Genomic DNA, 24,623 nt, shown 5'->3' with positions numbered 1-24,623 from the left:
ACTCCGCATGGTGTCGGCGAGGGGGCAGCCGACCATCGTGTCTTGGCTATTTTACCAGCACCGGCATAGCCAAATTTGGCTTCCGTCTGTCCCAGTGTGCGGCGCAGCGTATCGCTTTGTATCACCCTGTATCATCGACGACCGCCGGGCAGACTTTCGCCCCGCAACGCGCTAGGGAAGGGGGATGCCCGACACTGCCTCCACTCGTGCCGCAACCATATTGGTCGTCGACGATGACGCGGACATCAGGGAATTGATCGTCGGGCAACTGGCCCAGGAAAATTACCGGCTGCTGTCTGCTGCCAATCTGGGCGAATTGCGGCAGACATTGCGCGATCATGCGGTCGACCTCATCGTCCTCGACCTCAACCTGCCCGACGGCGACGGTCTGTCGCTGTGCCGCGAATTGCGCGGGGAGGGATCGGATGTGCAGATCATCATGGTGACCGCGCGGGGCAGTGCGATCGACCGGGTGCTGGGGCTGGAACTGGGTGCCGACGATTATCTGACCAAACCGTTCGAGCCGCGCGAACTGCTGGTGCGCATCCGCAACCTGTTGCGCCGGGGCCGTGGCGACAATGGCGCGCAGAGCAGGGCAGGGTCGGCGCGCTACGCCCATTTCGGCCCGTGGCGGCTTGACCTGGTCCAGCGACGGCTGATTGCGCCAGATGATCGGCTGGTCATGCTGTCATCGGCGGAATATCGACTGCTGTGCCACTTTATAGAGCAGCCCAATATCGTGCTGGGACGGGAAGCCTTGCTGCCCGAACGGCGCGCCACCGCCGCGTTCGACCGCTCCATCGATCTCCAGATCAGCCGCTTGCGACAGAAGCTGAGCAGTGTTGCGGGCGGCAGCGAACTGATCCTGACAGTGCGGGGCGAGGGCTATGTGCTGGCCAGCGCGGTGGATTATTCATGATAGCGCGGCTGGGCGGCCGGGTTCGCAGCTTTTTCCGGTCCATGGCCGGGCAGATTTTCGTCATCCTGACGCTGGGCATGACGGTCGCGGCGATCATTGCGCTGCTGGTGGCGGAACAGACCCGCCGCCACGATTTTGAGCGGGTGCGGCGGCAGCGCGTGGTGGCCAGCGCCGTGGACATTGCCAACCGTTTGCAGCGGGATGCTGCGCGGACCGAGGCGATGATGGCCGACCACAGCATAGGAGGCGCAGCGCCAGCACCGCCCGGAGTCGCGCTTGCCGAACCGGATACAGCGTTGCAGGAGGCGCTTGTCGAACGTCTTGGTCCGCGATCGCAGCCCGAAGCCGGGCAGGTGCCGACGGGCCTCTGCTTTGTCAGTTACACAAATCGCTGGGAACGGGCAGCCGGCCTGATAGATGCGCCGCGGCCAGACTGCTGGATCGTCCGTTTTACCGACCATGCCGGGCAACGGCGCGAAATGGCGCTCAGCTTTCCGCGCCTCGCCAAGCCGCCCAGCACCATATTCAATCCGCTCTATTTGCTGGTGATCGTCGCCGCGTCAGCCGGTCTTGCGATATTCGTCGCCCGCTTCGTATCCAAACCGTTGCGTCGACTGGAACAGGCAGCGGAGGCTTTTTCGGTATCGCTCGACCCGGAGGAAATTCCAGAACGCGGGCCTGAGGAGGTGCGCGCCGCGCTTTCCACCTTCAACCTCATGCAACGGCGCGCAAGAGCGGGCTTTGCCGAACGGACGCAACTGTTGGCTGCGATCAGCCACGACATACAGACGCCGCTCACCCGGCTGCGTTTGCGGCTGGAACTGGTCGAAAATGCGGAATTGCGCGCCCGGCTGCTGGCTGATCATGAAGCCATGCAGCAACTGGTGCGGGAGGGGCTGGACCTGGCCAGCAGCACGGAAGCGAGGGAAGAGTGGTCGGTCCTCGACATCGACTCACTGCTTGCCAGCATGGCCGAGGATGCGGAAGAACTGGGCGCGCCGGTGCGGTTCCTGACCGGCTGCGGCGGTACCGTCCGCGTCAAGCCCAACGCGCTTATCCGCTGCATCGCCAATCTGGTCGACAATGCGGTACGCTATGGCGGCAGCGCCGACATCAGCTGCGCGCGGGCAGGGAGCCGTGTCCTGATCCATATCCGCGACCGGGGACCGGGCATTCCCGCCGACCGGCTCGACCAGATGTTCGAACCGTTTACGCGCGGTGCAACCGGTCAGCCCGGCGGACGCACCGGCACCGGCATCGGCCTCACCATAGCCCGATCGCTGGCCATGAGCTTCGAAGCGTCGGTACGGTTGCGCAATGCCGATGATGGCGGGTTGATCGCCACCATCGACATGAAGGCATGACGCCTATTTCGTTTCCGCTTTAAGATAGGCGATCAGATTGGCGCGGTCATCTGCCTTGGGGACGCCGGCAAAGGCCATGCGGTTACCCGGCACCAGGGCGCTGGGCTTGGTCAGGAACGTATCGAGTGTCTTGGCGTCCCAGCGGATCTTTGCCTTCTGCATCGCGGGCGAATAGGCAAAGCCCGCCATCGTGCCGGACGTGCGGCCAAACAGGCCAGCCAGATTGGGTCCCATCTTCTTGGGTCCCGGCTTGACATCATGGCATAGTGCGCAGCGCGCGAACACAATCTTGCCCTTGGCTGCGTCGCCGGCTTGGGCCAGCGCGGGCGTGGCAGCCATCGCGACCACAGCGATTGTCAGTCCAGTCAAACTCCGTGCCATCGTCATGCTTCCACTCATCCCTTCGCTATGCCTCATTACCGTGCACTCTCGTTGCTATGGCAATCCGAATGTGAACGGTGATTGAAGCAATTTCCACCACAGCAAAAACCGACCGCCGACGAACGGATGTATCATGGAGCCCACACAGGGCAACCAGCCTTTGGTATGATCGGTCGATCGGCATAGCTCCGGCCAGATCATCGCCAGATAAAGTCCGATAACAAAGATTATGTTAAATCACATATCATCTGCGCCTATGTTCGGCTTAGTGTCGGAATAGCTGATTATCGCTCCCCACTGGTCGGTCAGCGCCGCCTGGTCGTTTCGCCCATCCATATCCGAACACCGCCCATAGCATGCTGTTTTCATGTCTCCGCCGCCAGACCGCGTCTCGCCATTCGCCGGTAAAGGCTCAGCCGTGACACTTTACCGGGTGGCAAAGTGTCACGAGCGACAAAGTGCGACTCGTTGGAAATAAGGGATTCACAAGCCAATCGGACTATGCTTGATTCACCTTATGTTTCATGCGCCCGTCCCATCCCGCATTCCCGTCGGCAGTGATTTGTCCCTGCTGCTCGACCAATTGTCACATTGCTGCTCCCGTCCCCGCTATGCCTTCATGCTGCTGACCCTGATCGCGGACGTCGCCAGGCCTGACGGCAGCGCTGGCCCGATGGTGCGGACGGGCCAAGCGCTTGTGCCGCTGCGCGACTGGTTGTGCGACGCGCTGACCCCGATGGGGCATCGCGATCCCCGGCGCATGGCGCTGGTCGAACGCGTGCGAGAGGAGTTGCGCAAGGACGATCGATTGACCGGGGACATGGCGGTTGATGAAGCGCTGGTGCAGGATGAAGTGCGCACGCGCGTCCGCGCGTCAGGCAAGACGAACCTGAGCCGCGCGGCGTCTGAACTGGTCAAGGCCGGATTGCTCAAGCGCCACTATCAGGGCTATCGCGTCGACCATCTCAATCGCGGGGCGCAGCGGCAGGCCGTCTACACGCTGACGGGGCGAGCGCGGGTGCTGGTCGGTACCCCTCGCCAGACCGCGAAACCGCCCGCGCGCCCGCGACAGGGCGATCTGTTTGCCGTTTAGCCTAAGCCCGTTCGCGCGCGGCCTTTCTGGCCTTGGCATAGCTTTCCCGCCGCATCTGTTCGAACCCGACGCGCTGGTCGTGGCCGGCATCTGCCGGATAGGGACGGAAATCGGCCAGAATTTCGTCGAACACCACCCGCAATTCATCCTGAAATTCCGGATGCGGGAAGATGTGAAAGCGGTTCTCCTGCATCGCCTCCAATGTGCGCGCGGCGATCACGTCCGGCTCCATGCCGAATTCGTGGATCTGGGCCAAACGGGCTACGGCATTGCCGTCGACGGGCTTGGCGTTTTCGCTCAATGTCGCTGGACGAACTTCGTCGCTGGCATAGATGTGGCTTTTGACCAGGCCAGGGCAAAGCAAGGACACGCCAATATCGTGCGGGGCGAGGCTGTAGCGGAGCGATTCGCTCATCCCCCGCACCGCGAATTTCGTCGTGTTATAGATGCCCGGAGCACCGCCGCACAGGAAACTCGCCATAGAGGCTGTGTTGACGACATAACCGCCCAGCCCCGCCGCTTTCATCCGCGGGACGAAGGTCATCACACCGTTGATGACGCCGTGGAGATTGACGCCCATCACCCAGTCCCAATCATCAAAACTGGATTCGTCGATCGTCTGGAACAGGTTGATCCCGGCATTGTTGAACAACAGGCTGATCGGACCCAGCGCCCGCTCCGCCTCATCCGCCGCGTCGGCAAAACCGCTGCGCGATGCGACGTCGAGCGGAATGCCGATTACGTGCTGATTATCCAGCGTCTTGAGCGCGGTATGGATGGCATCCTCGCGAATATCGGCGATCGCGACCTTGGCGCCACGCGCCAACAATGCGCGGGCCAGTCCCAGCCCGATGCCGTTGCCCCCCCCGGTTACAAAGGCGGTTCGCCCTTCAAAGTTCAGCATCGCTCTCTCCATCACCCATATTTCTAACGGTCGTGAATTTTTACTCTCGCCATATTCGTATACTTCACTTACAAATTCTCCAAGCCGAAAAAATCAGCCCGGTACAGGGGCAGGCGGAAAGAGGAGAAGGCTTGTGGCCCTGGCACCTGCGCCGATCGCGACCGAGAATCGATGCGAAGACCATGCGCGCCCGGTCACGCAGGGCGTCGCATCTGCCTATTCCATGACGGCGGCCTATTGGGCCTTGTTCGTCATCATCCTGGCGACGTTCGTGACATTTTTCGAACAGGTCGTGTTCGCCATGCTGGCCGAACGGATAAAGGCGGATTTCGGCCTTTCCGATTCGCAGCTCGGCTTTTTGGCGGGACCGGCGAGCATTGTCTGTTATCTATTCGTTGGCATCCCGCTTGCTCGCCTCGCTGACATCTTTCCGCGCAAATTCGTGCTGGCGGGCGGGGTCGCGGCCATCGGCGTCATTACCGCGCTGGGCGGTGTAGCGCAGAGCTTCACCCAATTTGTCGGCACGCGCGTGTTCCTGGCGGCCGGCGGATCGGCGCACGCGCCCGCATCCTATTCGCTACTGGCCGACGCATTCCCCCCGCGCATCCTGACCCGCGCATTCGCGTTACTACAATTCGGCTTTATCGGCGGTACGACGCTGGGACCAATCATCGGCGGAATGCTGATTGGCGTGGCGGCGGGATGGGCGCCGACGGTCCATGGCGGCTTTACCATATTGGGCTGGCAATGGTTGATGATCTGGCTCGGCCTGCCCGCGTTGCTGGTCGCGCTGCTCTTCCTCACGATCAAGGAACCGTCACGTCAGGCAGCACCCCTCGGCAGCATCATGCCGCCGGCCCACGCACCGCTTGGCCGCCGTATCCTGACATTTACCGGGCTGGATGCAGCCAAGGCGATCCATGCCAAGCGCCGAGTTTATTATCCGCTGTTCGCGGGTCTTGCACTCAGCGCGATCGAGGTATTCGGGCTGCAATTCTGGCGGGTGCCGTTCATGATCCGCACCTATGGCTGGAATGAAGCGCAGATCGGTGCGGTCATGGGATCGATGACCTTGGTCGCCTCGCTGCTGGGATTGCTGCTGGGCGGGATATTCGTCGAATGGCTGGCGAAGCGTCATGCCGACGCCAATGTGCGGGCCGCCGCCATCTTCTTCGGGTGTGTGACCGTCTGCGCCATTCTCGCGCCACTGATGCCCAATGGCTATGCCTCGCTGGCTGTTTCGAGTCTTGGCGCGGTTTTCGGTATGGCGGGGGCCGTACCTCAAAACGCCGCGATCCAGCGCGTTGCGCCTAACGCCATGCGGGGTCAGGTGACGGCCATCTATTTGTTCATGTTTACCTTTTTTGGCGCGATGGGCAGCTTCCTGGTGGGGTTGGTACAGGACAATCTGGTCGGTGATCCGACCCAATTGTGGAAGGCGCTGGTGATGACCGCCAGCGTGCTTTTGCCGATCGCTACGCTCTGCATGGTGCGCGCCATCCGGCCCTATCGCGAAGAGGTAGAAAGGATCGCCGCGCAGGCAATCTGAAGCCTGGTTTCTGTAAGCATCACATACAAAATGGAGAGTGGAATGTCTGACGTGGATCGTATCGCAAAACTCGAACAAAGTGTCGCCAGCCTCTCCAGCCGCCTGCAACGGCGGGAAGATGAACTGGACGTGCGCAAGCTCCAATATCTGTACGGCTATCTGATCGATAAATGTCTGTATAACGAGACGGTCGACCTGTTCACCGACGACGGAGAAGTGCGCTTCTTCGGGGGCATCTGGCGCGGCAAGGAAGGGATACGCCGCCTTTATGTAGAGCGGTTCCAGAAGCGTTTTACGCATGGCACGAACGGACCGATCGACGGCTTCCTGCTCGATCATCCGCAATTGCAGGATATTGTCGACATAGCCGAGGATGGCGTCACCGCCCATGCCCGTGCCCGGTCGATGATGCAGGCCGGGCGGCACAAGGATCATTGTGACCCAAATAATCCGATGTTGGCGCCGCGCCAATGGTGGGAAGGCGGCATATATGAAAATACGTATCACAAGGTGGATGGCATCTGGCGGATCGCGGTCCTGAATTATCTGCCCCAATGGCACGCCGATTTTGAAACCGGCTGGGCCAATACAAAGCCGGAATATGTCCCTTTCCCCAAAGAAGTCTATCCTGCCGACCCGACCGGTCCCGATGCGCTGATCGAGGATGCCTGGCTGTGGCCGACGCACAAGGTCGTCCCTTTCCACATGAAGCATCCCGTGACCGGGCGGGAGATTGTGGCGGAACGCTGGCAAGGCGATATCGACCGCGAACGCACCGCCCGTAGCGCTGTGAACGTCTAATCTCCATGACCTATCCAGAGCTATATTTGATGATCGATGGCCAGCGCGTCATTGGCGGGGGTCGGCGAACGCACAGCGTCGTCAATCCCGCCACAGGCGATGTGCTGGCCGATTTGCCGCTGGCCAACGCGGAAGATCTGGACGCCGCCTTGGCAGCGGCTCAACGCGGCTTCCTGCGCTGGCGTGACTCCACGCCACAGGAGCGCTCAGCGGTGTTGCAGGGTGCGGCAAGGCTGATGGTCGAGCGGCAGGAACAGCTCGCTCGGATCGCAACACTGGAACAAGGTAAGACGCTGGCGGAAGCGCGCATCGAAGTGATGATGAACGTCGGCCTGTTCAATTTCTATGCCGGTGAAACTTTTCGCCTTTACGGTCGCGCACTGGTGCGTCCGGCAGGTCAGCGATCGACCGTGACGAAGGAGCCGGTCGGCCCGGTCGCCGCTTTTGCCCCGTGGAATTTCCCGATCGGCAATCCCGGACGCAAGCTGGGCGCGCCCATCGCGGCGGGATGCTCAGTGATATTGAAGGCAGCGGAGGAAACGCCGGCGTCCGCGCTGGGCATATTGCAATGTTTGCTTGACGCTGGCCTTCCTGGCGATGTCGCACAGGCCGTGTTTGGCGTGCCGGACGAAGTGTCGCGCCACTTGCTATCATCGCCGATCATTCGCAAGATGAGCTTCACCGGATCGACCAGCGTAGGTAAGCATCTGGCCAAGCTGGCGGCGGACGATTGCAAGCGCACGACGATGGAACTGGGCGGCCATGGCCCGGTATTGATCTTCAACGATGCCGATCTTGACCGCGCGCTTGATACGGTGGTTGCAGGCAAATATCGCAATGCCGGGCAGGTCTGTGTGTCACCGACCCGTTTCATCGTGGAATCAGGGGTTTACGATCGCTTCCTCACAGGCTTTGTCGAGCGGGCGGAGAAAATCGTCGTTGGTGATGGTCTGGCCGATGGCAGCATCATGGGGCCTATGGCCAACGCCCGGCGGCTTGACGCAATGGACCGGCTGATCGGTGACGCGGTGGAGAAGGGCGCGTGCCTTGAAACCGGCGGCGCGCGGATCGGCAATGCGGGCTATTTCTACGCGCCAACTGTCCTGTCGGGCACGCCGCTGACTGCGGCGATCCTGAACGAGGAGCCGTTCGGGCCAGTGTCTCTTATCAATAGCTTCCCAGACGAAGTTGCGATGATTGCTGAAGCGAACCGCCTGCCCTACGGCCTTGCCGCCTACGCCTGGACCAGCGACGCCGCCCGCCAACGTCGGGTCGCGCGCGCGATCGAAGCGGGGATGGTGGGGATCAATACCGCGATGATCGGCGGGTCTGACGCGCCATTTGGCGGAGTCAAATGGTCTGGTCATGGCGCGGAGGACGGGCCGGAGGGCATTGAAGCCTGTCTGGTTACCAAAGCCATCCATGAAGGATAATCCATGACGCACGACTTAAAAACCGGCGGCGATCGCGGCTATCTGCGCATCGCGACCGAGGAGGCTTTCGCGACACGAGAGCAGATCGACGCCTATCTGCGCATGGTGCGCGATGGCAGTGCGGACCGGGGCATGACGTCGCTCTGGGGCTTTTACGGGCAGTCGCCTTCCCCGCGCGCTACCGAGATTATCGACCGCCTGCTGGATTTGGGCGATCGGCGGCTGGCCGATATGGATGCGACCGGCATCGACGTCGCCATCCTGTCGCTCACATCGCCCGGCGTGCAACCGTTGCTGGACATGAGCGAGGCCAAGGCGATGGTCAGCCGCGCTAATGATCATCTGGCTGACCGCTGTGCCGCGCAGCCGACACGCTTTGTCGGCATGACATCCATCGCGCCGCAAGACCCGGATTGGTCGGCTGCCGAAATCCGGCGCGGTGCCCGCGACCTTGGCTTCAAGGGCGTTATGGTCAACAGCCATACGCAGGGTGAATATCTGGACGATCCCAAATTCGATCCGATCTTCCGCGCACTCACGGAAACCGGCCAGCCGCTCTATATCCACCCTTCCACCCCGCCCGACGCGATGATCGGGCCGATGTTGGATGCCGGGCTGGACGGCGCGATCTTCGGCTTTGGGGTGGAAACGGGTATGCACCTGCTGCGCCTTATCACCATCGGCATTTTTGACCGCTATCCTGATCTTCAGATCATCGTCGGTCATATGGGGGAGGCGCTACCCTATTGGCTGTATCGGCTGGATTATATGCATCAGGCGGGCGTGCGTTCGCAGCGGTACGAACGGATGATGCCGCTCAAGAAGACCATCCACGATTATATGCGCAGTAATGTAAGCGTCACGACCAGTGGCATGGCGTGGGAACCAGCCATCCAGTTCGCCCAAAAGGTGCTGGGAGAAGATCGGGTCCTGTACGCGATGGACTATCCCTACCAATATGTGCCGGATGAGGTGCGCGTCCATGATCTGCTGGACATATCCGACACGGCCAAGCGCAAGCTGATGCAGACGAACGCCCAGCGTCTGTTCGGCCTGTGAGTTTGGGCGTCCCGCCTCGCAGCACGGCCTATTATGCGCTGGCACTGGTGGCAGCGACCAACATGGTCAGCCTGCTCGACCGCAACATCCTTGCTATACTGGCCCCCTCCATCAAGGCGGATCTGGGCATTGGCGACGCGGAGATGGGACTGCTCTACGGCACAGTGTTCGCGCTCTTCTATGCGCTCTTCTCCTTGCCTTTGGGTCGACTGGCCGATGGCTGGATCCGTACGCGGCTACTGGCGACAAGCATCAGTTTCTGGTCGATCGCGACCGCCGGGGCGGCTTTTGCAGGGGGCTTCTTCACCCTGATGCTGTCCCGCCTGTGCGTCGGCGTAGGCGAAGCGGCCACCCAACCGGCTGGCACGAGCCTGGCCTATGATTATTTTCCCCAGCAGCGGCGCGGTCTGGTCATGGCGGTCATCGCCGCTGCCATAGCCCTCGGCCTTGGCGGGTCGCTGATCATCGGCGGAGTTGCCGCGCAATGGTGGGACGCGCGCTATGTCGGTGGCGGCGCCCCGCTGGGGCTCGCTGGCTGGCAATTTGCCTTCGCCATCGCCGCTGCGCCCGGCTTCATCATCGCCATTCTGATGGCCAGGCTGAAGGAACCACGGCGCGGTGCCATTGACGGCATCGCGAGCCCACCCGATCTCCACCCCTTCCTCGCCAGCTGGGCGGTGTTGGCGGCTGTAACGCCTGGCGTTCATTGGCTCAGCCTCCGGCGCGCGCGCGCCAGTTGCCGGGAATGGGCGCTCAATATCGGGCTGCTCGCCATGATCATCCTCGCTTCACTTGGCGCTATGCACGCTGCGGAATTGGTATCGCCCCGTCCGCCCTTGCTGCTCGGCGGCTTTTCGATCAGCCCGCATGTCGTGCAATGGAGCGTTATTGGCTTTGGCGCCTTCGTCATTGCCAATCTGCTGCAAAATCTCAAACGGCGCGATCCCGTTGCTTTCACCGTCATTACTGGAAAGCCCTCGCTGCTGCTATGCATCGCCGCGGGCGCGCTGCAATGTGTGATCAACTATGGCGTGATGGGCTTTACCCCATCGTTCCTGATGAAGACCTATGACCTTTCGCCTGCAATGACGGGCATGCAATTTGGCCTGCTTTCGGCAGGTTTAGGGGTCGTCGGCCCGCTAATCGCCGGCCCCCTGTCCGATCGCATCGGCGCACATCGTCTTTCACGCCGCGTTTGGGTCGCATTATTTGCCATGGGGGTATCGCCGTTCGTTGCGCTGTGGGTCTATCGCGCGCCCGATGCAGGCGATTTCTACCTGCGCTTCACCCTCTACAGCCTCATCCTGACGATGTGGATGCCGCCAATCTATGCGTTGATGTTCGAGCAAGTATTGCCCCGTATGCGGGGGCTGACGGTCAGCCTTTATGTCGTGGTCTCGACCATCTTTGGCCTGGGGACTGGCCCCTATGTCGTGGGCATGATCAGCGACGCGCGGGGCGGCGATCTGGGCGGCGCGATCCTGGCGATCAACTGGGTCGCACCGCTGATCGTCATCCTGCTGCTGATCATCCTGTTCCGGGTCGAGCGCGACCATGCCAGCCTGCTCCCCCGCGCCCGTGCGGCGGGGGAGCCGGTATAGTCCCTAAGCCGCCAGTCCGATCTGATCGGCATTTGCCCAGTTGCCGTGCAGTCCAAATCGCAGGCGGATGGGTACGCGGATCTGCGCTATCGGTCCCTTGGCGATGTCGGTCGCATCGAACAGCAACAGGTCGGAGCGATGTTCGGCCAGACGATTGCACACCATGACGATCCAACCGTCCCCCTCCGGTGCGTCGACCGATCGCGGGATGAAGCATGGCTCCTGGAGCGACGACACGGGTCCGCACCACCATTTTTGTTCCTTGCCCGTCTTGTGATCGACCATGCCCAGCGTGTTCATGATCATGCCCCCGGCGCTGCCGCCTTTCAATTCGACCGGCTGGGTGGGATCAATCACCAGCATCCAGCCATAGCGATAGGGCAGCCCGGTGAAGCGGTCGTCAATACGCGGAAATTCACCGATCATGCCCGTCAGTCGCTGCGTTCCGGCAAAGGCATCACCATTGGATGCCATGTCCACGGTCCAGCGAGTCAGGAAACTTGCGGCCTCCTGCGGATTGAACGGTGCACCGTGAATGTCGGGGAAGAAGGGAAACATATTGTTCTTCGCCTCTGGCGTGTCGAAATGGATTTTCGTCCCCTCCTGAAATGCGTTCATGACATGGCTGGCGAAGCAGTTGTCGCGCTTGAACCAGCGTATGTCGGCGGCGGTTGCATCGGCGCGGCGAGGTAATACGCCAAGATAGACCGGCAGCGTCGTATCAAACCCGAAATGGGGCAGGCCCTGTTCCAGCCTTTCCCAACTGGACGTGCTGGGAACGACATGGAACAGGGCATAATTTGGCGTAATCGCGAAGTCATGCATCATCGCATAATAGGGAAGCTCGAACCAAAGCTCCTGTTTCAGCGTCCCGTCCGGCGAAACGACATAATAGGTCATATCGCGAGTCAGCACCCCCTTAGCGGCATAGCCAAACGCGATCATGTCGCCGGTTGCCGGGTCAATCTTGGGGTGGGCGGTAAAGGTCTGGCCGGTCATCGCGCCGCCAAAGCGGGTATAGCCGTCCGTCTCCAGCGTCGCGGGGTTCATCGCCAGTGCGGGGCTGTCCTCCTTCAGCGCATAGAGTGTGCCGCCATGGATGAAGGCGGTGGTGTTGGCCGTGCCGCGTATTTTTCCGCTGACGGACTCATCATCGGTCAGCGGGTTGCGATAGGCGCCGAACAACGCCCTCCCCGCTTCATGCTCCAGTCGCCATTTGTCGGTTTTGGCCCAGCGCTGGCGGAAATCGACCCGGCCATCCTTGAACCGGAACATGGTGATCATGCCATCGCCGTTGAAAGCAATATCATCGCCCAGCCGAGGCGGAAATTGCGGGTCGGGCTGGACCCGATAAAAGGCTCCGTCCAGTTCGGGCGGCACCGTCCCGATCATGTCCAGGTCCGCAATGTCTGCCTCGATCCGCGATGGCGTATTGAAGCCGGTGAAGGAAGGCGTTTCGGGGAAATGCGCCACAACTGATCCTCCGCTTATGATTCTTCACCTTATTGTATGTGACACACACATATATTCAAGTTCCAGGATTGACGTAAAAGCCTTTAGTCTGCACACTGTTACTATGAATACCATGAATAAGGATCTTGATCCGCTCGCGCTGTTCCCTGACCCCCGCCTCAGCGGCATCGACGGTCTGGTTGGATTCCATATCCGGTTGGCGAGCGCGGCGGTCTATCAGCATTTTACCGAAACATTCAGCGATCTGGGGCTGACACAGAAACAGGTCGCGGTGCTCTGGCTGATCCAGGATCAACCCGCCATAGCGCAAGCAGATATTGGTCGGCGGCTGAAAATGGACCGGGCCAGCGTGATGGCGATCGTCAACCGGATGCAGGATCGCGGCTTCCTAAAACGCGGAGAATCCAAGCAGGATCGCCGTCGCCAGACACTCAGCCTCACTGATGCTGGGCGCGAGTCGCTGGCGGCGGCCCGCAATTGCATTGCCGAACATGAAAACTGGCTAAAAGCCCGGTTCAGTCCAGCGGAAACCGCGATGCTCGTGGAATTGCTTCGCCGCGTCTATGTCTGACGGGTCAAAACCAGAGGCAAGGTTTATCAAAGAGTTGCTAACAGGCCCAACTCCAGCCTGTTACTGCTAATAACACCAACATAGATACCAGCATTATTTGCGATCTCCCAATATTGGGAAATATTGGGTCAATAGTCGTTGCAAGGCCAAAGAGGCTCTTGCAACGTCGAAATTTGTATGTCTTACTAACAATCGACGCACAGCAGCGTCACAGGCGGGTCACGTCCGGGCAGGACGGATCTCAAGCCAGTTTTGGAGAGGGGGTTCCCCATGCAGTACGTGCTTCGTACCACGATGACGCATGCCTTGTTGGCATCGGCATCAATCCTTGCAATCACGACGCCGGCATCCGCGCAGTCTTCGGCTCCTCCGCCATCGGCGCCGCAGGCCGCTGAACAGGATGCACTGTCGTCCGCCATGGTTGCCGACATCGTCGTTACCGCCCAGTTCCGCGAACAGCGGCTTCAGGATACGCCGATTTCCATCACCGCCGTCAGCGCGGCAGAATTGGAGGCGAAGAGTCAGGTTAATCTGGCCCAGGTCGCGGATGCGTCGCCGAACGTTTCGCTCAAGCCCCAAGGCGCGTCTTTTGGTCCGTCCATTTCCGCATCGATCCGCGGTGTGGGGCAGAATGACTTTAACCCTGCCTATGAACCAGGCGTCGGCATCTATATTGATGATGTCTATTATCCTCAACTGACGGGCGCAGTGTTCGAGCTACTCGATCTCGATCGGGTTGAGATATTGCGCGGGCCGCAGGGTACCCTTGCCGGGCGCAATGCCGAAGGTGGCGCAATCAAGCTCTACTCAAAACGCCCGTCGGGAAACGGTGGAGGCTTTGTCGAGGTCAATTACGGTATCCGTAACCGCATCGGCATCCGCGCAGCGGCGGACTTTGGTATTACCAGCACCCTGTCGGCCCGCATTTCCGGTGTGGCACGGCAGCAGGAGGGGTTTGTCGATCGTATCGACTATGGTTGCGCCAATCCGGGCAGCGGTATCGCATCGACCCAACCTGCGGGCGACTGCGTTATCAGCAAGCTGGGCGGCGTTGGCTATCAGGCGATCCGTGGCATCCTGTTCTGGGAACCGAGCGACAGGTTCGATGTCACGATCATCGGTGACTATACCCGCGACGAACATACGATTGCTGGCGAAGTGCTGCTGGAAACCAGCACGGTCAATTCACCCAACACCAATCCGGCGCCAGGCATCCCCTATGACAATCGGTTCATATGCGGTCGCTATTGCAACTATATTGGCACTGGTCAGCCCGCAGGCGTTTGGACGCCGCCGATCCCGGTCGATCCTTTCGGTGCGGCTGGCACGCCGCTGGCCGCAACGCAAGGGACAGACCGCAGCCTTTACCAAGGTTGGGGTGTGTCGGGCCAGATCAATTACAAGCTGAGTGACGCTTTCGCGGTGACCTCCATCACCGGCTATCGGGCGTTTGATACGCAATTCGATTCCGATGATGACATCTCCCCTGCCAATATCGGCTTTGGCCGCAATTATCTGGAAAACTGGAGTTTCAGTCAGGAAGTCCGGCTGAATGCCGAATTGGGCGATACGTTGAACGGAACTGTGGGCGGCTATTATTTCAAGCAGAAATCGACCTATGATTCCCTTCAGGACATTCGCTATGTCCCGGTCTATCCGCTCCAGTTCCGCCAGCCCGATCCGACCAAGGCCGACGCCAAGGCCGTGTTTGCACATTTGTCGTGGAAACCGATGGAGCGGATGACGATCAGTGGCGGGGTAAGATATACCAGCGAGTCAAAAGATCAGACCTATTTCCGCCTGAACTATGACGGCACCGTCAATGCCTTTCTCGACCCGGTCGGCGCTGTATATGGGCTGAGTTATTCAGGCGCGGACACACTGGATTATAATCGCAACGGCAATGTCACCGAAATCGTGAGGGCATTGTCCGGATTGACCGCCCACTATAGCGCAAAGCGTTGGGACTATCGGATCGCGGCCGATTATCGCTTATCGGATCATGTCATGGTCTATGGGTCGGTTTCCACCGGCTTCAAAGGTGGCGGGAGCAACCCGCGTCCGTTCAATACCGACCAGGTTATCGCCTTCCAGCCAGAAAAGCTCATCGCTTATGAAATTGGCTTCAAGAGCGATATGTTCAACCGTCGTCTGCGTTTCAATGCCGCCGCGTTCATCAACGACTATACGGACATTCAAATCCCGGTGCTGACCTGCCCCGGCGCTCCTTGCGCTGCCCGCCTCAATGCCGGCGACGCGCAGGTCAAGGGGTTCGAGGCGGAGCTGACAGCCTATCCGGTCGATGGCCTCGCGATCGACGCATCGATCAGCTATCTCGACTTTAAATATAAGGCGGGCAGCCTTAGCCCGGCGGCGGCCTATCCGACCAATCCGGGCGGCGTTTCGGCTGACGATCCGCCAGTATCGCCACCCTGGAAGTTCAGCCTGGGCGCGCAATATAAGATCGACCTCGATAGCGCAGGCAGCCTGACGCCCCGTTTCGATGTCACTTATGAGGACAAGAAATATGCCGGTTCCTCGGTAATCGGCACCACTCGCAACCTCAATTTCGTGCCAGCCTATACGCTCGCCAATGCGCGCTTGACCTGGGCAAACGCCGACAATGACCTCGACATATCGCTCGAAGTCACCAACCTGTTCGATAAATATTATTTCCTGTCAGTGTTCGACCTGCGCGGCGCAGGCGCGGGCGTGCGCAAGGGGCGCCCTGGCAACCCACGCGAATGGGCGATTTCGGTCAAAAAGAAATTCTGATCCCCGCCTGACCGGGCGGTCTCGCGCCGCCCGGTCTTCTGGACCATGGAGACATTATCGGCATGACCGACGTTACCCTCTACCATTGGGAACCCAACGCCAATTCGGGCAAGCCGATGCTGGCGCTGTTTGAGAAAGGCGTGGCGTTCGACAGCCATTATCTAGACCTGTTGAATTTCGACCAGCACAAGCCGGATTATCTGGCGGTCAACCCGCTCGGCACCATTCCTGCGATGACCCATGGGCAGCATGTGCTGACCGAATCCACCGCGATCATGGAATATGTCGATGAGGCGTTTGATGGTCCCCGCCTGATGCCGGTCGACCCGGTGGATCAATGGCGCACGCGTTGGTGGATGAAATTTCTCGACCAATGGCTTGCCCCCAGCTTCTCGATGATCGGATGGAGTGTGTTCGTTGGTCCTTCCGTGCGGCAGAAGGACCCCGCCGAACTGGAAGCGGCGATTGATCGCATTCCGATGCCGGAACGACGCATTGCCTGGCGCAAGGCGATCAACGGCGCCTTTTCGGCGGAGGAGATGGCCGAATCCCAGCGTCGCGTCGCTCTTGGCATCACCTATTTGGAAGAGGCATTGGGCCAGCGCGATTGGCTGGCCTCCGACAGCTATGGCCTGGCCGACATTAACGGCTTCAATCTCGCTTACGCCATGCCGCTGTCGCAGCCGCAATTATGCAATGACGATTTGACGCCCAATATCATGCGTTGGCTGCGCGCCATCTACGCGCGCCCCGCGACGCGAGCATGCTGGGCGCTGGGGCGCACAGACCTCGCCCGCCGTATCTCCCTGCTTGAAAGCGAACCAGCATGACGAGGATCCTCTACCACGGCCAGCCCAATGGCCCATCCTTCACCGTTCTGGCAGCCGCATTCGAGAAGGATGTGGCGCTGGACTTGCGGGAGTTCGACCTGGTCGCGGGCGATCGTCACGCGCCCGCCCTGCCCCATCCGATCGAAGTCGACCAGTCTATCGAAGGCGAAGGGCCAGTCTTCATTGTCGATGGCGTCGCGATGACCGACAGCGTGTTCCTGGCTTGCTATCTCGACGAGATTGGCAGTGGTCCTGCGCTGCGCCCGGCCGATCCCTATGCCCGCTGGCAAATGATGGCATGGTGCCGCTATGTCATCGAGCGCGTTGCCCCTGCCGCAGCCTGCCTGGGTGTCGCCGCACACCCGCCTGCTGCTGTTCCCGCCGGGATCGCCAGCGCGGATCTGGAGCAACGTTGGCGCGATGCGGTGGAAGGTCACGCTGACGAAGCCCGACTGGCCGACAGCCGCGTAAAGATTGCCCAGGCGGTCGAGAAACTGGAAACGCAACTGGCCGATGGTCGCGACTGGCTGATGGGTGATTTTTCCATCGCCGATCTGGAAACCCATGCCTGGTTGGCTGGCATGCGAAGCATCGTTCCGGAAGCCTTTGCCGCGTCACCATTGACTAATGCCTGGGAAATCCGATTGCGTGCCCGCCCGGCGGTAGTGCGTGCGCTCGGCCTTGCCAATGTTGCGCATCCCGAAGCGATCTGGGCGCCTGGCCCGGAGATTAACCGCTGGGGCTGAAACAATGCGTGCGATCGACTATTTCGACCGGGGCCATGACATCGACCCCGATCATGCCTGCCTGATCGACGCGGCGAGCGGCGAAACGCTCAGCTTCGCGCAGGTCAGCAAGCTGACCCGGCAGATCGCAGTAGCCCTCTACGCTGGGGGATTCCGCAATCAGGAACCGATCGCACTTTACGGTCCCAACAGCGCTGCAATGATGGTCGCCCTACTGGCGATTTGGCGCGCCAATGGGCAGTGGGTGCCGGTCAACACCCGCAACGCGATCGACGCAAACGCCGCCTATCTCAACTATGTCGGCTGTAGCTGGCTATTCTATCATAGCAACCAGTCCGCCGACGTGAGGCAGCTCAAGGCGCGCGTGGCGGGACTTCGGCATTTCATCTGTCTGGATCGCGCGCAGGATGGCGACCTATCGCTCGACCAGTTCATTGCCAAAGCCGATGGTGACGCCCTGCCCGACCTGTCCGATCCGTTCGGGCGTCCCGACGATGTCGTCGGTCTCTTCCCCACCGGCGGCACGACTGGCCCGTCCAAGGGCGTGGTCGTCACCAACAGCGGCTGGGGCACGATGATTGAAACGGTCGCCCAAGCGGTCGATGGACGCACCCCCGCCCCTGTGTCGCTGGTGGTTGCTCCCATTTCGCACGCTGCTGGCCCGGTCGCGCTGGCGACCCTGTCGCTCGGCGCGACGCAGATCATACTTCCAGCTTTCGATCCCGCCGCCGTGCTGAACGCGATCGCTGCGTACCGTGTGACCCATGTCTATATGCCGCCAACCGCGCTTTATGGTCTGCTCGACGCGCGCCAACTGGCAGACGCCGACACCTCGTCGCTCAAGATTTTCCTGCTGGTCGGCTCGCCCGTTTCCCCGGAAAAACTCCGCCGCGCGGTCGAGATTTTCGGACCATGCCTGTGTCAGGCCTATGGTCAGGTGGAAGCACCGATGATCGTCACCTGGCTCTCACCCGAAGTCGTGGCAGCGGCGGCCGCAGGGGATCGGCCGGAACGACTTTCCAGCTGTGGTTCGCCAACCCGTTCAGTCATGGTCGGCATCATGGACGATGACGGGCATTTGCTGCCCAATGGAGAGGCAGGCGAACTGGTGGTGCGCGGCGCGCTTGTGTCGCGCGAATATTATGCGATGGCACAGGAAACTGCCGACATCCGCACCTTTGGCTGGCATCATACGGGCGACATTGCGCGCCGCGATGACGACGGCTTTTATTATATTGTCGATCGCAAGAAAGACATGATCGTGTCCGGTGGCTTTAATGTTTTCACCGCGGAAGTGGAGGCCGCGATCACCGAACTGTCCTTAGTGCGCGAATGCGCGGTCATCGGCATCCCAGACGCAAAATGGGGAGAAGCCGTTCATGCCGTTGTTGTTGCCGATGATATTGAGGAAGCTGTCATCATTGCCCACGCCAAGGCCCGGTTGGGCGGCGTAAAGGCACCTAAAAGCGTGGCCTTTGTCGCCGCCATTCCACGGACGGCGGCGGGGAAAATGGACAAGAAAGCTTTGCGCGCGGCCCATTGGTCGGGTGAGCGCATGGTGAACTGAACGACGGGTGAAAACATCCGCGAGAATGAAGGACGGGATGAGCATGCGGGTTGCAGTCTGGGCAATGACGATCGGCAGTCTGGCGCTGGCCGCCTGTAGCCAGGGCAATGGCACGACCGGCGTCGGTGGCGTTGACGCGGCACGGATCATTGCCGCCGCGCCCGCGCAATGGCTCTCGACCGGGCGCACCTATGACGAGCAGCGTTTCAGCCCATTGACTGCCATCAATCAGGATACGATCGGCAGGCTGGGCCTGGACTGGTTCGCTGATCTCGATACCAATCGCGGGCAGGAGGCGACGCCTTTGTTCATCGACGGCGTGCTCTATGTCTCGACCGCCTGGAGCATGGTGAAGGCCTATGACGCGCGCACCGGCAAGCTGCTCTGGTCGTTCGATCCGGCTGTGCCGCGCGAAACATTGGTGAAGGCCTGTTGCGACGCGGTCAATCGCGGCGTGGCGGCGTGGGGCAACAAGATTTTCGTCGGGACGCTCGATGGCCGTCTGATTGCCATCGACCGCGCAACCGGCAAAGCGGTCTGGAGCGTCGTCACGCTGGACCAGAGCAAGAATTACACCATCACCGGCGCGCCGCGTGTCGTGAACGGCATGGTCATCATCGGCAATGGCGGCGCGGAATTCGGGGCGCGTGGCTATGTCGCGGCCTATGATGCGGACACGGGCAAGGAGCGCTGGCGATTTTACACTGTCCCGGCCCAGCCTGGCACTGAAAAGGAACCGGACTATCTGAAGGAGGCAGCCGCCACATGGCATGGCGAATGGTGGAAGCAGGGTGGTGGCGGCACGGTATGGGACGCAATGGCCTATGATCCGGAGCTGGACCTTCTCTATATCGGTGTCGGAAACGGATCGCCCTGGAACCAGGCCTATCGGTCGGATGGGAAGGGCGACAACCTCTATCTTTCGTCCATCGTCGCAGTCCATGCCAGGACAGGACAATATGCCTGGCATTATCAGACGACGCCGGGCGATAGCTGGGACTTTACCGCCACCCAGCATATCATGCTCGCCGATCTCGACATCGGTGGTGCGAAGCGCAAAGTGTTGATGCAGGCGCCCAAGAACGGATTTTTCTACATGCTTGACCGTACCAACGGGAAGCTGCTCTCGGCGAAGAATTTTGTGCCGGTCAACTGGGCCAGTGGCATCGACATGACGACCGGGCGGCCGATCGAAAATCCGCAAGCGCGCTATTACAGGACTGGGCAGCCCTTCATCGGCTCCCCCGGCCCAACCGGCGCGCATAGCTGGCACCCGATGGCGTTCGATCCTAAATCCTCGCTGGTGTTCATCCCCGCCAACTTGGCCGCTTTCCCCTATATTCCCGAAAAAGGCTGGAAGGCGAACAAGTTGGGGTTCAATGTCGGCATCGATTTCGCTGCCGCCGCCATGCCCGCCGACAAGGCAACACGCGAGGCGGCGATGAAGGCGACAAGTGGCGCGCTGATCGCTTGGGATCCGGTTGCGCAAAAGGAACGCTGGCGCGTGTCCTATAAAGGGCCGTGGAATGGCGGCCTGCTCGCAACCAGCGGCGATTTGGTGTTTCAGGGCACGGCTACCGGAGAGTTCAACGCCTATGCCACCAGAGACGGACGCAAGCTCTGGTCCTTTCCGGCGCAAACCGGCATCGTAGCAGCTCCGATCAGCTATGAACTGGACGGGCAGCAATATGTCGCAGTGATGGCCGGCTGGGGCGGTGTCTGGGCTTTGGCGCCCGGCATTCTGTCGGACAAGAGCGGGCCGAGCCGCAACATCTCGCGCCTCCTGGTGTTCAAACTGGATGGCAAGGCGGCTCTGCCCGCTGCCCCGCCGCTGGCCAAAATGCCGCTTGATCCGCCGCCATCGACAGCCAATGCTGCGAAGATCGCGGCAGGCGGCGCGCTATTTGGCCGCTATTGCAGTGTCTGCCATGGCGACGCGGCGATTGGCGGCAGCATTGTCCCTGACCTGCGCCATAGCGGCATGCTGAACGACGCTGACATATGGGGGCAAGTCGTGCATGACGGCGCGCTCAAGGATAATGGCATGGTCAGCTTTGCATCGATCCTGTCAGCAGCCGAAATTGAAGACATCCGCGCCTATGTCATCCACCGCGCCAACGAAGACAAGATATTGGAATCCGCCCATGCCGATTGATCCATCCAAAATCCTGGCCATCGACGTGCATGTCCATGCCGAGGTGTCCTGCCATGATCCGGAGGACCCGGTGATGGCCAAATTTTTCGATGCGGCGTCGACCTATTTCAAGGCGGACCGCAAGCGTCCGACCATTCCCGAAACCATCGCTTATTATCGCGCGCAGAATATCGCCTTCTGCCTGTTCACGGTCGATTGCGAGAGTGGCATCGGCGCCAAGCGGATCAGCAATTATGAGATTGCCGACATTGCCGCGGAACATGACGATATCGTCATTCCCTTTGCATCGATCGACCCGCGCAAGGGCAAATTCGGCGCGCGGGAGGCGCGCGATCTGGTCGAACATCATGGCGTCAGGGGATTCAAATTTCATGGCATCATGCAGGATTGCCACCCCGCGGACCGGGTGGCCTATCCCATCTATGAAGTGATCGCGGAACATGGATTGCCCGCCATCTTCCATACCGGCCATTCTGGCATGGGCACGGGAATGAAGGGCGGCGGCGGGGTACGCCTGAAATATGGTCAGCCGATTCTGGTCGACGATGTCGCGGTCGATTTTCCCGACATGAAGATCATACTGGCCCATCCCAGCTGGCCATGGACCGACGAAAGCCTGTCAATGGCATTGCACAAGGACAATGTGTTCATGGACCTGTCGGGATGGTCGCCAAAATATTTCCCAAAGCAGGTGATCCAATACGCGAATACGCAACTAAAGCATAAGATGCTGTTCGGGTCGGACTGGCCGCTTATCCGTCCGGAGAAATGGATCGATGCCGCGCGTGCGGCGGGGTTTCGCGAAGACGTGCTGCCGCTGATCATGAAGGACAATGCGGCCAAGCTGTTGGGACTTGGCTGAAGCGTAGATCTCGATCGCTATATTGTTACAGAATTAAGTCAATCAGTGTCATATAGCTGTCATTCAATCGACATAAACGCCCCCCGGACAGACGAGGGGCGAGCGAATGATCGGATCGAAACATTTCCAGATGGGCCTGGCGGTCAGCCTGCTGGCGTTGATGCCGCAGGCCGCACAAGCCCAGACGGTAGAGCAGTTGCAAGCGCAGATCGACGAGCTCAAAGCCCAGGTTCAATCGCTGATGACGGCCCTTGCTGCGAACAAGAACCAAGCAGCGCCCGTCGTCGCGCAGGTGCCGCCGCAGTCTGCCGCGCCCACCACGACACCGGCCCCGGCTTCCATTGTGCTGGCATCGGCCCCCGCACCGACCCCTGCTGCCAAAGCGGGCAAGTCCAAGGCCTGGTATGACCGGTTGACCCTGCGCGGCTATACCCAGATGCGCTACAATGCCTTCCTGTCCGGCGATGACAGTGCGCCTGCTGGCCAGTCGCGGCTGCGTTCCGTGCATGATAGCGGGATTTCGGATCGGGGCGGTTTCTCGCTGCGTCGTGTCCGTCTGGTCATCCAAGGGGACGTTTCGGATCGCGTCTCGCTCTATCTCCAACCCGACTTCGCTACCGCCGTCAATAATCAGGCGGGCGGCGAACGGCGCGAGGGCTTTGCCCAGTTGCGCGACGCTTATGCCGACATTTTCCTCGACAAGGCCAAGACATTCCGCCTGCGCTTTGGCCAGTCGAAAGTGCCCTATGGCTGGGAAAATATGCAGTCATCGTCCAACCGGCTGACACTGGACCGCAGCGACGCGATCAACAGCGCGGTTCCGGGTGAACGGGATCTGGGTGTGATCGCCTATTACACCCCGCCTTCGGTTCAGAAAATCTGGGATGATCTGGCCGATGACGGGCAAAAATTGTTCGGTAATTACGGCGCTTTCGGCATCGGTGTGTTCAACGGGCAAGGCATCAACAAGACGGAACAGAATCGCGGCCTGATGAAGGTAGCGCTGGCGACATGGCCGTTCGAGATTGGCGACCAGGTCGTCGAATTTGGTGGATCGGCCATGATGAACGACGTCCAGCCCGAACTGCGCAGCGGCGGCGTCAGTCCTGTCACCTACAAGGACAACCGCGTTGGCCTGCACGCCATGCTCTATCCCAAGCCCTTTGGCATCCAGGCCGAATGGAATTGGGGCAAGGGGCCGCAATATGATGTCGCCACCCAGTCGATCCAGACGAAGAACCTGCAAGGCGGCTATGTTCAGGCGATGATGCGTCTGCCCACGGAAGGTCTGGGATCGTTGATGCCCTATGGCCGCTGGCAGCATTATCGTGGCGGCTGGAAGGCCGGGACCAACGCTCCGCGTCTGGAAACCGACGAATTTGAACTGGGGCTGGAATGGCAACCATGGAAGGCGCTGGAAATCACGATGGCTTATGCCCGGATGAAGCGCGCTGAAGCGGACGAACGCCGCACCGGCCGCGCCGAAGGCAATCTGATCCGCACCCAGGTTCAGTGGAATTACTGATCAGCCCGCTGATCCAAAAAGCTGACCGGGCTAGCCCCTTCTCGCCCGGCCAGAGGCACATGATGTTCAATTGGCGACAGTTTCCTTCGCTGTGCGCCGCGCGAGTTGTTCGTCGAATGCAGGATTGGACAACAGGAAACCAATTTCCCTGGCGCGTGCCTGATTGACGGTTTCCTGTGGCATCGATGCCATGATCGCATCGAAGCGCGATTGCATACCCGGCGCAAATTCCGGGTGGGTCAGTATATAGAGGTCATTTGCGCGGATGCCCGCCAGCACCCGCTCACCCACTTCGTCCGCACTCATCCAGAGTGGTGAGACGGGGCGCTTTTCCAGTTCTTCCTCGCGCTCACGATAGCCGCTATCTTCACGATATTCCGCGGGCCGCAATTCGCCGCTATGGGCGATATTGCTCTGCACAGGCCCCGGCATGAACGCCGATACGCCTATATTCTCTGCCGCGAGTTCCCCACATATGGCTTCCGATATGCCCAGCACAGCCGCCTTGGCAGCGGTGTAAATGGCCGAATAATTGATGGGAAGAAGGGCCGACTGGGACGATGTCGTGACGATCTGACCGCCCTCGCCATGCGCCTTGATCCGGGGAAGGATGGTGACGAGGCCGTTGATTACCCCGCCCAGATTGACGCCCATGCCCCAATCCCAATCGTCAAAGCGTGCTTCCAGTACCGGCCCCATCACGCCGACTCCGGCATTGCCGACCAGTATATGGATTTTCCCGAATCGCGCCTCCGCAGCATCGGCCGCCCGCGCGAAAGCAGCCCGATCCGTAACGTCCAACTCCACGGTTTCGACCTGCTGGTCTGCCGCCAGATCGGCTTTGGCTGCCGCCAAGGCACTCTGCCGAATATCGGCGATCACCACATTGGCCCCGGCGCGCACCAGCGCCCGCGCTATGCCAAGGCCGATGCCGTTCGCGCCGCCGGTAATGAAGGCCGTCCGCCCCCGCAGATCGGCCATCGGTGCTGTGATTGCCTGCATCATTTCCCTCTCC

20 protein-coding genes are annotated in these 24,623 nt (G+C 60.5%); 16 read left to right on the top strand and 4 right to left on the bottom strand.

Going from position 1 to position 24,623, the window contains the following annotated elements:
- The first annotated feature begins 184 nt into the window (after positions 1-184).
- Together AC07X9_RS21520 and AC07X9_RS21515 are read left to right on the top strand one after the other, a co-directional pair.
- Positions 185-919 carry a response regulator transcription factor gene (locus tag AC07X9_RS21520; RefSeq protein ID WP_017183415.1) on the top strand — a complete coding sequence of 245 codons (735 nt, stop codon included), beginning with the start codon at positions 185-187 and terminating at the stop codon, positions 917-919.
- A complete protein-coding gene (locus AC07X9_RS21515; protein ID WP_017183416.1) occupies positions 916-2,283 on the top strand; it encodes an ATP-binding protein in 1,368 nt (455 codons plus the stop codon). Before AC07X9_RS21520 ends, AC07X9_RS21515 begins: the two co-directional genes overlap by 4 nt.
- 3 nt (positions 2,284-2,286) lie before the next feature.
- Here AC07X9_RS21515 and AC07X9_RS21510 read toward each other — a convergent pair whose 3' ends face one another.
- Positions 2,287-2,670 (bottom strand): c-type cytochrome, encoded by a 384-nt coding sequence (locus AC07X9_RS21510; protein ID WP_017183417.1) that lies wholly within the window; start codon positions 2,668-2,670, stop codon positions 2,287-2,289.
- 511 nt (positions 2,671-3,181) lie between these two features.
- Here AC07X9_RS21510 and AC07X9_RS21505 point away from each other — a divergent pair.
- Complete coding sequence (locus tag AC07X9_RS21505; protein ID WP_017183419.1) at positions 3,182-3,757, top strand: hypothetical protein; 576 nt, start codon at positions 3,182-3,184, stop codon at positions 3,755-3,757.
- Between the two features lies 1 nt (position 3,758).
- On the opposite strand, the gene AC07X9_RS21500 is transcribed toward AC07X9_RS21505, so the two are convergent.
- Positions 3,759-4,661, bottom strand: coding sequence for an SDR family NAD(P)-dependent oxidoreductase (locus tag AC07X9_RS21500; RefSeq protein ID WP_017183420.1), 903 nt, complete (start codon positions 4,659-4,661; stop codon positions 3,759-3,761).
- A gap of 133 nt (positions 4,662-4,794) precedes the next feature.
- Here AC07X9_RS21500 and AC07X9_RS21495 point away from each other — a divergent pair, with 133 nt between their 5' ends.
- Genes AC07X9_RS21495 through AC07X9_RS21475 form a run of 5 tightly spaced genes read left to right on the top strand, consistent with a single transcriptional unit; the run spans position 4,795 to position 11,104 of the window.
- The gene (locus tag AC07X9_RS21495; protein ID WP_017183421.1) at positions 4,795-6,210 is read left to right on the top strand and encodes an MFS transporter; all 1,416 of its coding nucleotides are present in this window, start codon (positions 4,795-4,797) and stop codon (positions 6,208-6,210) included.
- 42 nt (positions 6,211-6,252) lie between these two features.
- Positions 6,253-7,011 (top strand): nuclear transport factor 2 family protein, encoded by a 759-nt coding sequence (locus tag AC07X9_RS21490; RefSeq protein ID WP_086486364.1) that lies wholly within the window; start codon positions 6,253-6,255, stop codon positions 7,009-7,011.
- A gap of 5 nt (positions 7,012-7,016) precedes the next feature.
- Positions 7,017-8,444, top strand: a complete 1,428-nt coding sequence (locus tag AC07X9_RS21485) for an NAD-dependent succinate-semialdehyde dehydrogenase (RefSeq protein WP_017182446.1) — start codon at positions 7,017-7,019, stop codon at positions 8,442-8,444.
- A 3-nt stretch (positions 8,445-8,447) separates the two neighbouring features.
- Positions 8,448-9,503, top strand: a complete 1,056-nt coding sequence (locus AC07X9_RS21480; protein WP_017182445.1) for an amidohydrolase family protein — start codon at positions 8,448-8,450, stop codon at positions 9,501-9,503.
- The gene (locus AC07X9_RS21475; RefSeq protein ID WP_017182444.1) at positions 9,500-11,104 is read left to right on the top strand and encodes an MFS transporter; all 1,605 of its coding nucleotides are present in this window, start codon (positions 9,500-9,502) and stop codon (positions 11,102-11,104) included. The genes AC07X9_RS21480 and AC07X9_RS21475 overlap by 4 nt, the downstream gene beginning before the upstream one ends.
- 3 nt (positions 11,105-11,107) lie before the next feature.
- On the opposite strand, the gene AC07X9_RS21470 is transcribed toward AC07X9_RS21475, so the two are convergent.
- On the bottom strand, positions 11,108-12,577 hold the full coding sequence (locus AC07X9_RS21470) for a lignostilbene-alpha,beta-dioxygenase (RefSeq protein ID WP_017182443.1): 1,470 nt from the start codon (positions 12,575-12,577) through the stop codon (positions 11,108-11,110).
- Positions 12,578-12,689: 112 nt separating this feature from the next.
- On the opposite strand from AC07X9_RS21470, the gene AC07X9_RS21465 reads away from it, so the two are divergent.
- The 8 genes from AC07X9_RS21465 (at position 12,690) to AC07X9_RS21430 (ending at position 23,608) form a co-directional block, all read left to right on the top strand.
- Positions 12,690-13,148, top strand: a complete 459-nt coding sequence (locus tag AC07X9_RS21465) for a Saro_0803 family transcriptional regulator (protein WP_229380626.1) — start codon at positions 12,690-12,692, stop codon at positions 13,146-13,148.
- Between the two features lie 270 nt (positions 13,149-13,418).
- Positions 13,419-15,923 (top strand): TonB-dependent receptor, encoded by a 2,505-nt coding sequence (locus AC07X9_RS21460; protein WP_241763617.1) that lies wholly within the window; start codon positions 13,419-13,421, stop codon positions 15,921-15,923.
- A gap of 62 nt (positions 15,924-15,985) precedes the next feature.
- On the top strand, positions 15,986-16,753 hold the full coding sequence (locus AC07X9_RS21455; RefSeq protein ID WP_017182440.1) for a glutathione S-transferase family protein: 768 nt from the start codon (positions 15,986-15,988) through the stop codon (positions 16,751-16,753).
- Positions 16,750-17,499: a glutathione S-transferase family protein gene (locus tag AC07X9_RS21450; protein ID WP_017182439.1), complete on the top strand. Its 750-nt coding sequence runs from the start codon at positions 16,750-16,752 to the stop codon at positions 17,497-17,499. Before AC07X9_RS21455 ends, AC07X9_RS21450 begins: the two co-directional genes overlap by 4 nt.
- 4 nt (positions 17,500-17,503) lie before the next feature.
- Positions 17,504-19,066, top strand: a complete 1,563-nt coding sequence (locus tag AC07X9_RS21445; RefSeq protein ID WP_086486365.1) for an AMP-binding protein — start codon at positions 17,504-17,506, stop codon at positions 19,064-19,066.
- Positions 19,067-19,103: 37 nt separating this feature from the next.
- The gene (locus AC07X9_RS21440; protein ID WP_017182437.1) at positions 19,104-21,221 is read left to right on the top strand and encodes a PQQ-dependent dehydrogenase, methanol/ethanol family; all 2,118 of its coding nucleotides are present in this window, start codon (positions 19,104-19,106) and stop codon (positions 21,219-21,221) included.
- A complete protein-coding gene (locus AC07X9_RS21435; RefSeq protein WP_086486366.1) occupies positions 21,211-22,083 on the top strand; it encodes an amidohydrolase family protein in 873 nt (290 codons plus the stop codon). Before AC07X9_RS21440 ends, AC07X9_RS21435 begins: the two co-directional genes overlap by 11 nt.
- 106 nt (positions 22,084-22,189) lie before the next feature.
- Positions 22,190-23,608 (top strand): porin, encoded by a 1,419-nt coding sequence (locus tag AC07X9_RS21430; protein ID WP_017182434.1) that lies wholly within the window; start codon positions 22,190-22,192, stop codon positions 23,606-23,608.
- Positions 23,609-23,674: 66 nt separating this feature from the next.
- Here the strand turns inward: AC07X9_RS21430 and AC07X9_RS21425 are convergent, their stop codons facing one another.
- Entirely contained in the window at positions 23,675-24,613 is a 939-nt protein-coding gene (locus tag AC07X9_RS21425) for an SDR family NAD(P)-dependent oxidoreductase (protein WP_017182433.1), read from the bottom strand.
- Positions 24,614-24,623 lie beyond the last annotated feature (10 nt).

It is taken from the genome of Sphingobium sp. GW456-12-10-14-TSB1, assembly GCF_059424385.1.
This window is presented reverse-complemented; position numbering and strand designations above follow the sequence as displayed.

Excerpts from the sequence above, each read along its gene's own strand:
- AC07X9_RS21515 (WP_017183416.1), top strand. The coding sequence starts at position 916 with ATGATAGCGCGGCTGGGCGGCCGGGTTCGCAGCTTTTTCCGGTCCATG.
- AC07X9_RS21510 (WP_017183417.1), bottom strand. The coding sequence starts at position 2,670 with ATGACGATGGCACGGAGTTTGACTGGACTGACAATCGCTGTGGTCGCG.
- AC07X9_RS21440 (WP_017182437.1), top strand. The coding sequence starts at position 19,104 with ATGAGCATGCGGGTTGCAGTCTGGGCAATGACGATCGGCAGTCTGGCG.
- AC07X9_RS21490 (WP_086486364.1), top strand. The coding sequence starts at position 6,253 with ATGTCTGACGTGGATCGTATCGCAAAACTCGAACAAAGTGTCGCCAGC.
- AC07X9_RS21455 (WP_017182440.1), top strand. The coding sequence starts at position 15,986 with ATGACCGACGTTACCCTCTACCATTGGGAACCCAACGCCAATTCGGGC.
- AC07X9_RS21485 (WP_017182446.1), top strand. The coding sequence starts at position 7,017 with ATGACCTATCCAGAGCTATATTTGATGATCGATGGCCAGCGCGTCATT.
- AC07X9_RS21450 (WP_017182439.1), top strand. The coding sequence starts at position 16,750 with ATGACGAGGATCCTCTACCACGGCCAGCCCAATGGCCCATCCTTCACC.
- AC07X9_RS21445 (WP_086486365.1), top strand. The coding sequence starts at position 17,504 with ATGCGTGCGATCGACTATTTCGACCGGGGCCATGACATCGACCCCGAT.
- AC07X9_RS21465 (WP_229380626.1), top strand. The coding sequence starts at position 12,690 with ATGAATAAGGATCTTGATCCGCTCGCGCTGTTCCCTGACCCCCGCCTC.
- AC07X9_RS21460 (WP_241763617.1), top strand. The coding sequence starts at position 13,419 with ATGCAGTACGTGCTTCGTACCACGATGACGCATGCCTTGTTGGCATCG.
- AC07X9_RS21435 (WP_086486366.1), top strand. The coding sequence starts at position 21,211 with ATGCCGATTGATCCATCCAAAATCCTGGCCATCGACGTGCATGTCCAT.
- AC07X9_RS21425 (WP_017182433.1), bottom strand. The coding sequence starts at position 24,613 with ATGATGCAGGCAATCACAGCACCGATGGCCGATCTGCGGGGGCGGACG.
- AC07X9_RS21500 (WP_017183420.1), bottom strand. The coding sequence starts at position 4,661 with ATGCTGAACTTTGAAGGGCGAACCGCCTTTGTAACCGGGGGGGGCAAC.
- AC07X9_RS21430 (WP_017182434.1), top strand. The coding sequence starts at position 22,190 with ATGATCGGATCGAAACATTTCCAGATGGGCCTGGCGGTCAGCCTGCTG.
- AC07X9_RS21520 (WP_017183415.1), top strand. The coding sequence starts at position 185 with ATGCCCGACACTGCCTCCACTCGTGCCGCAACCATATTGGTCGTCGAC.
- AC07X9_RS21505 (WP_017183419.1), top strand. The coding sequence starts at position 3,182 with ATGTTTCATGCGCCCGTCCCATCCCGCATTCCCGTCGGCAGTGATTTG.
- AC07X9_RS21480 (WP_017182445.1), top strand. The coding sequence starts at position 8,448 with ATGACGCACGACTTAAAAACCGGCGGCGATCGCGGCTATCTGCGCATC.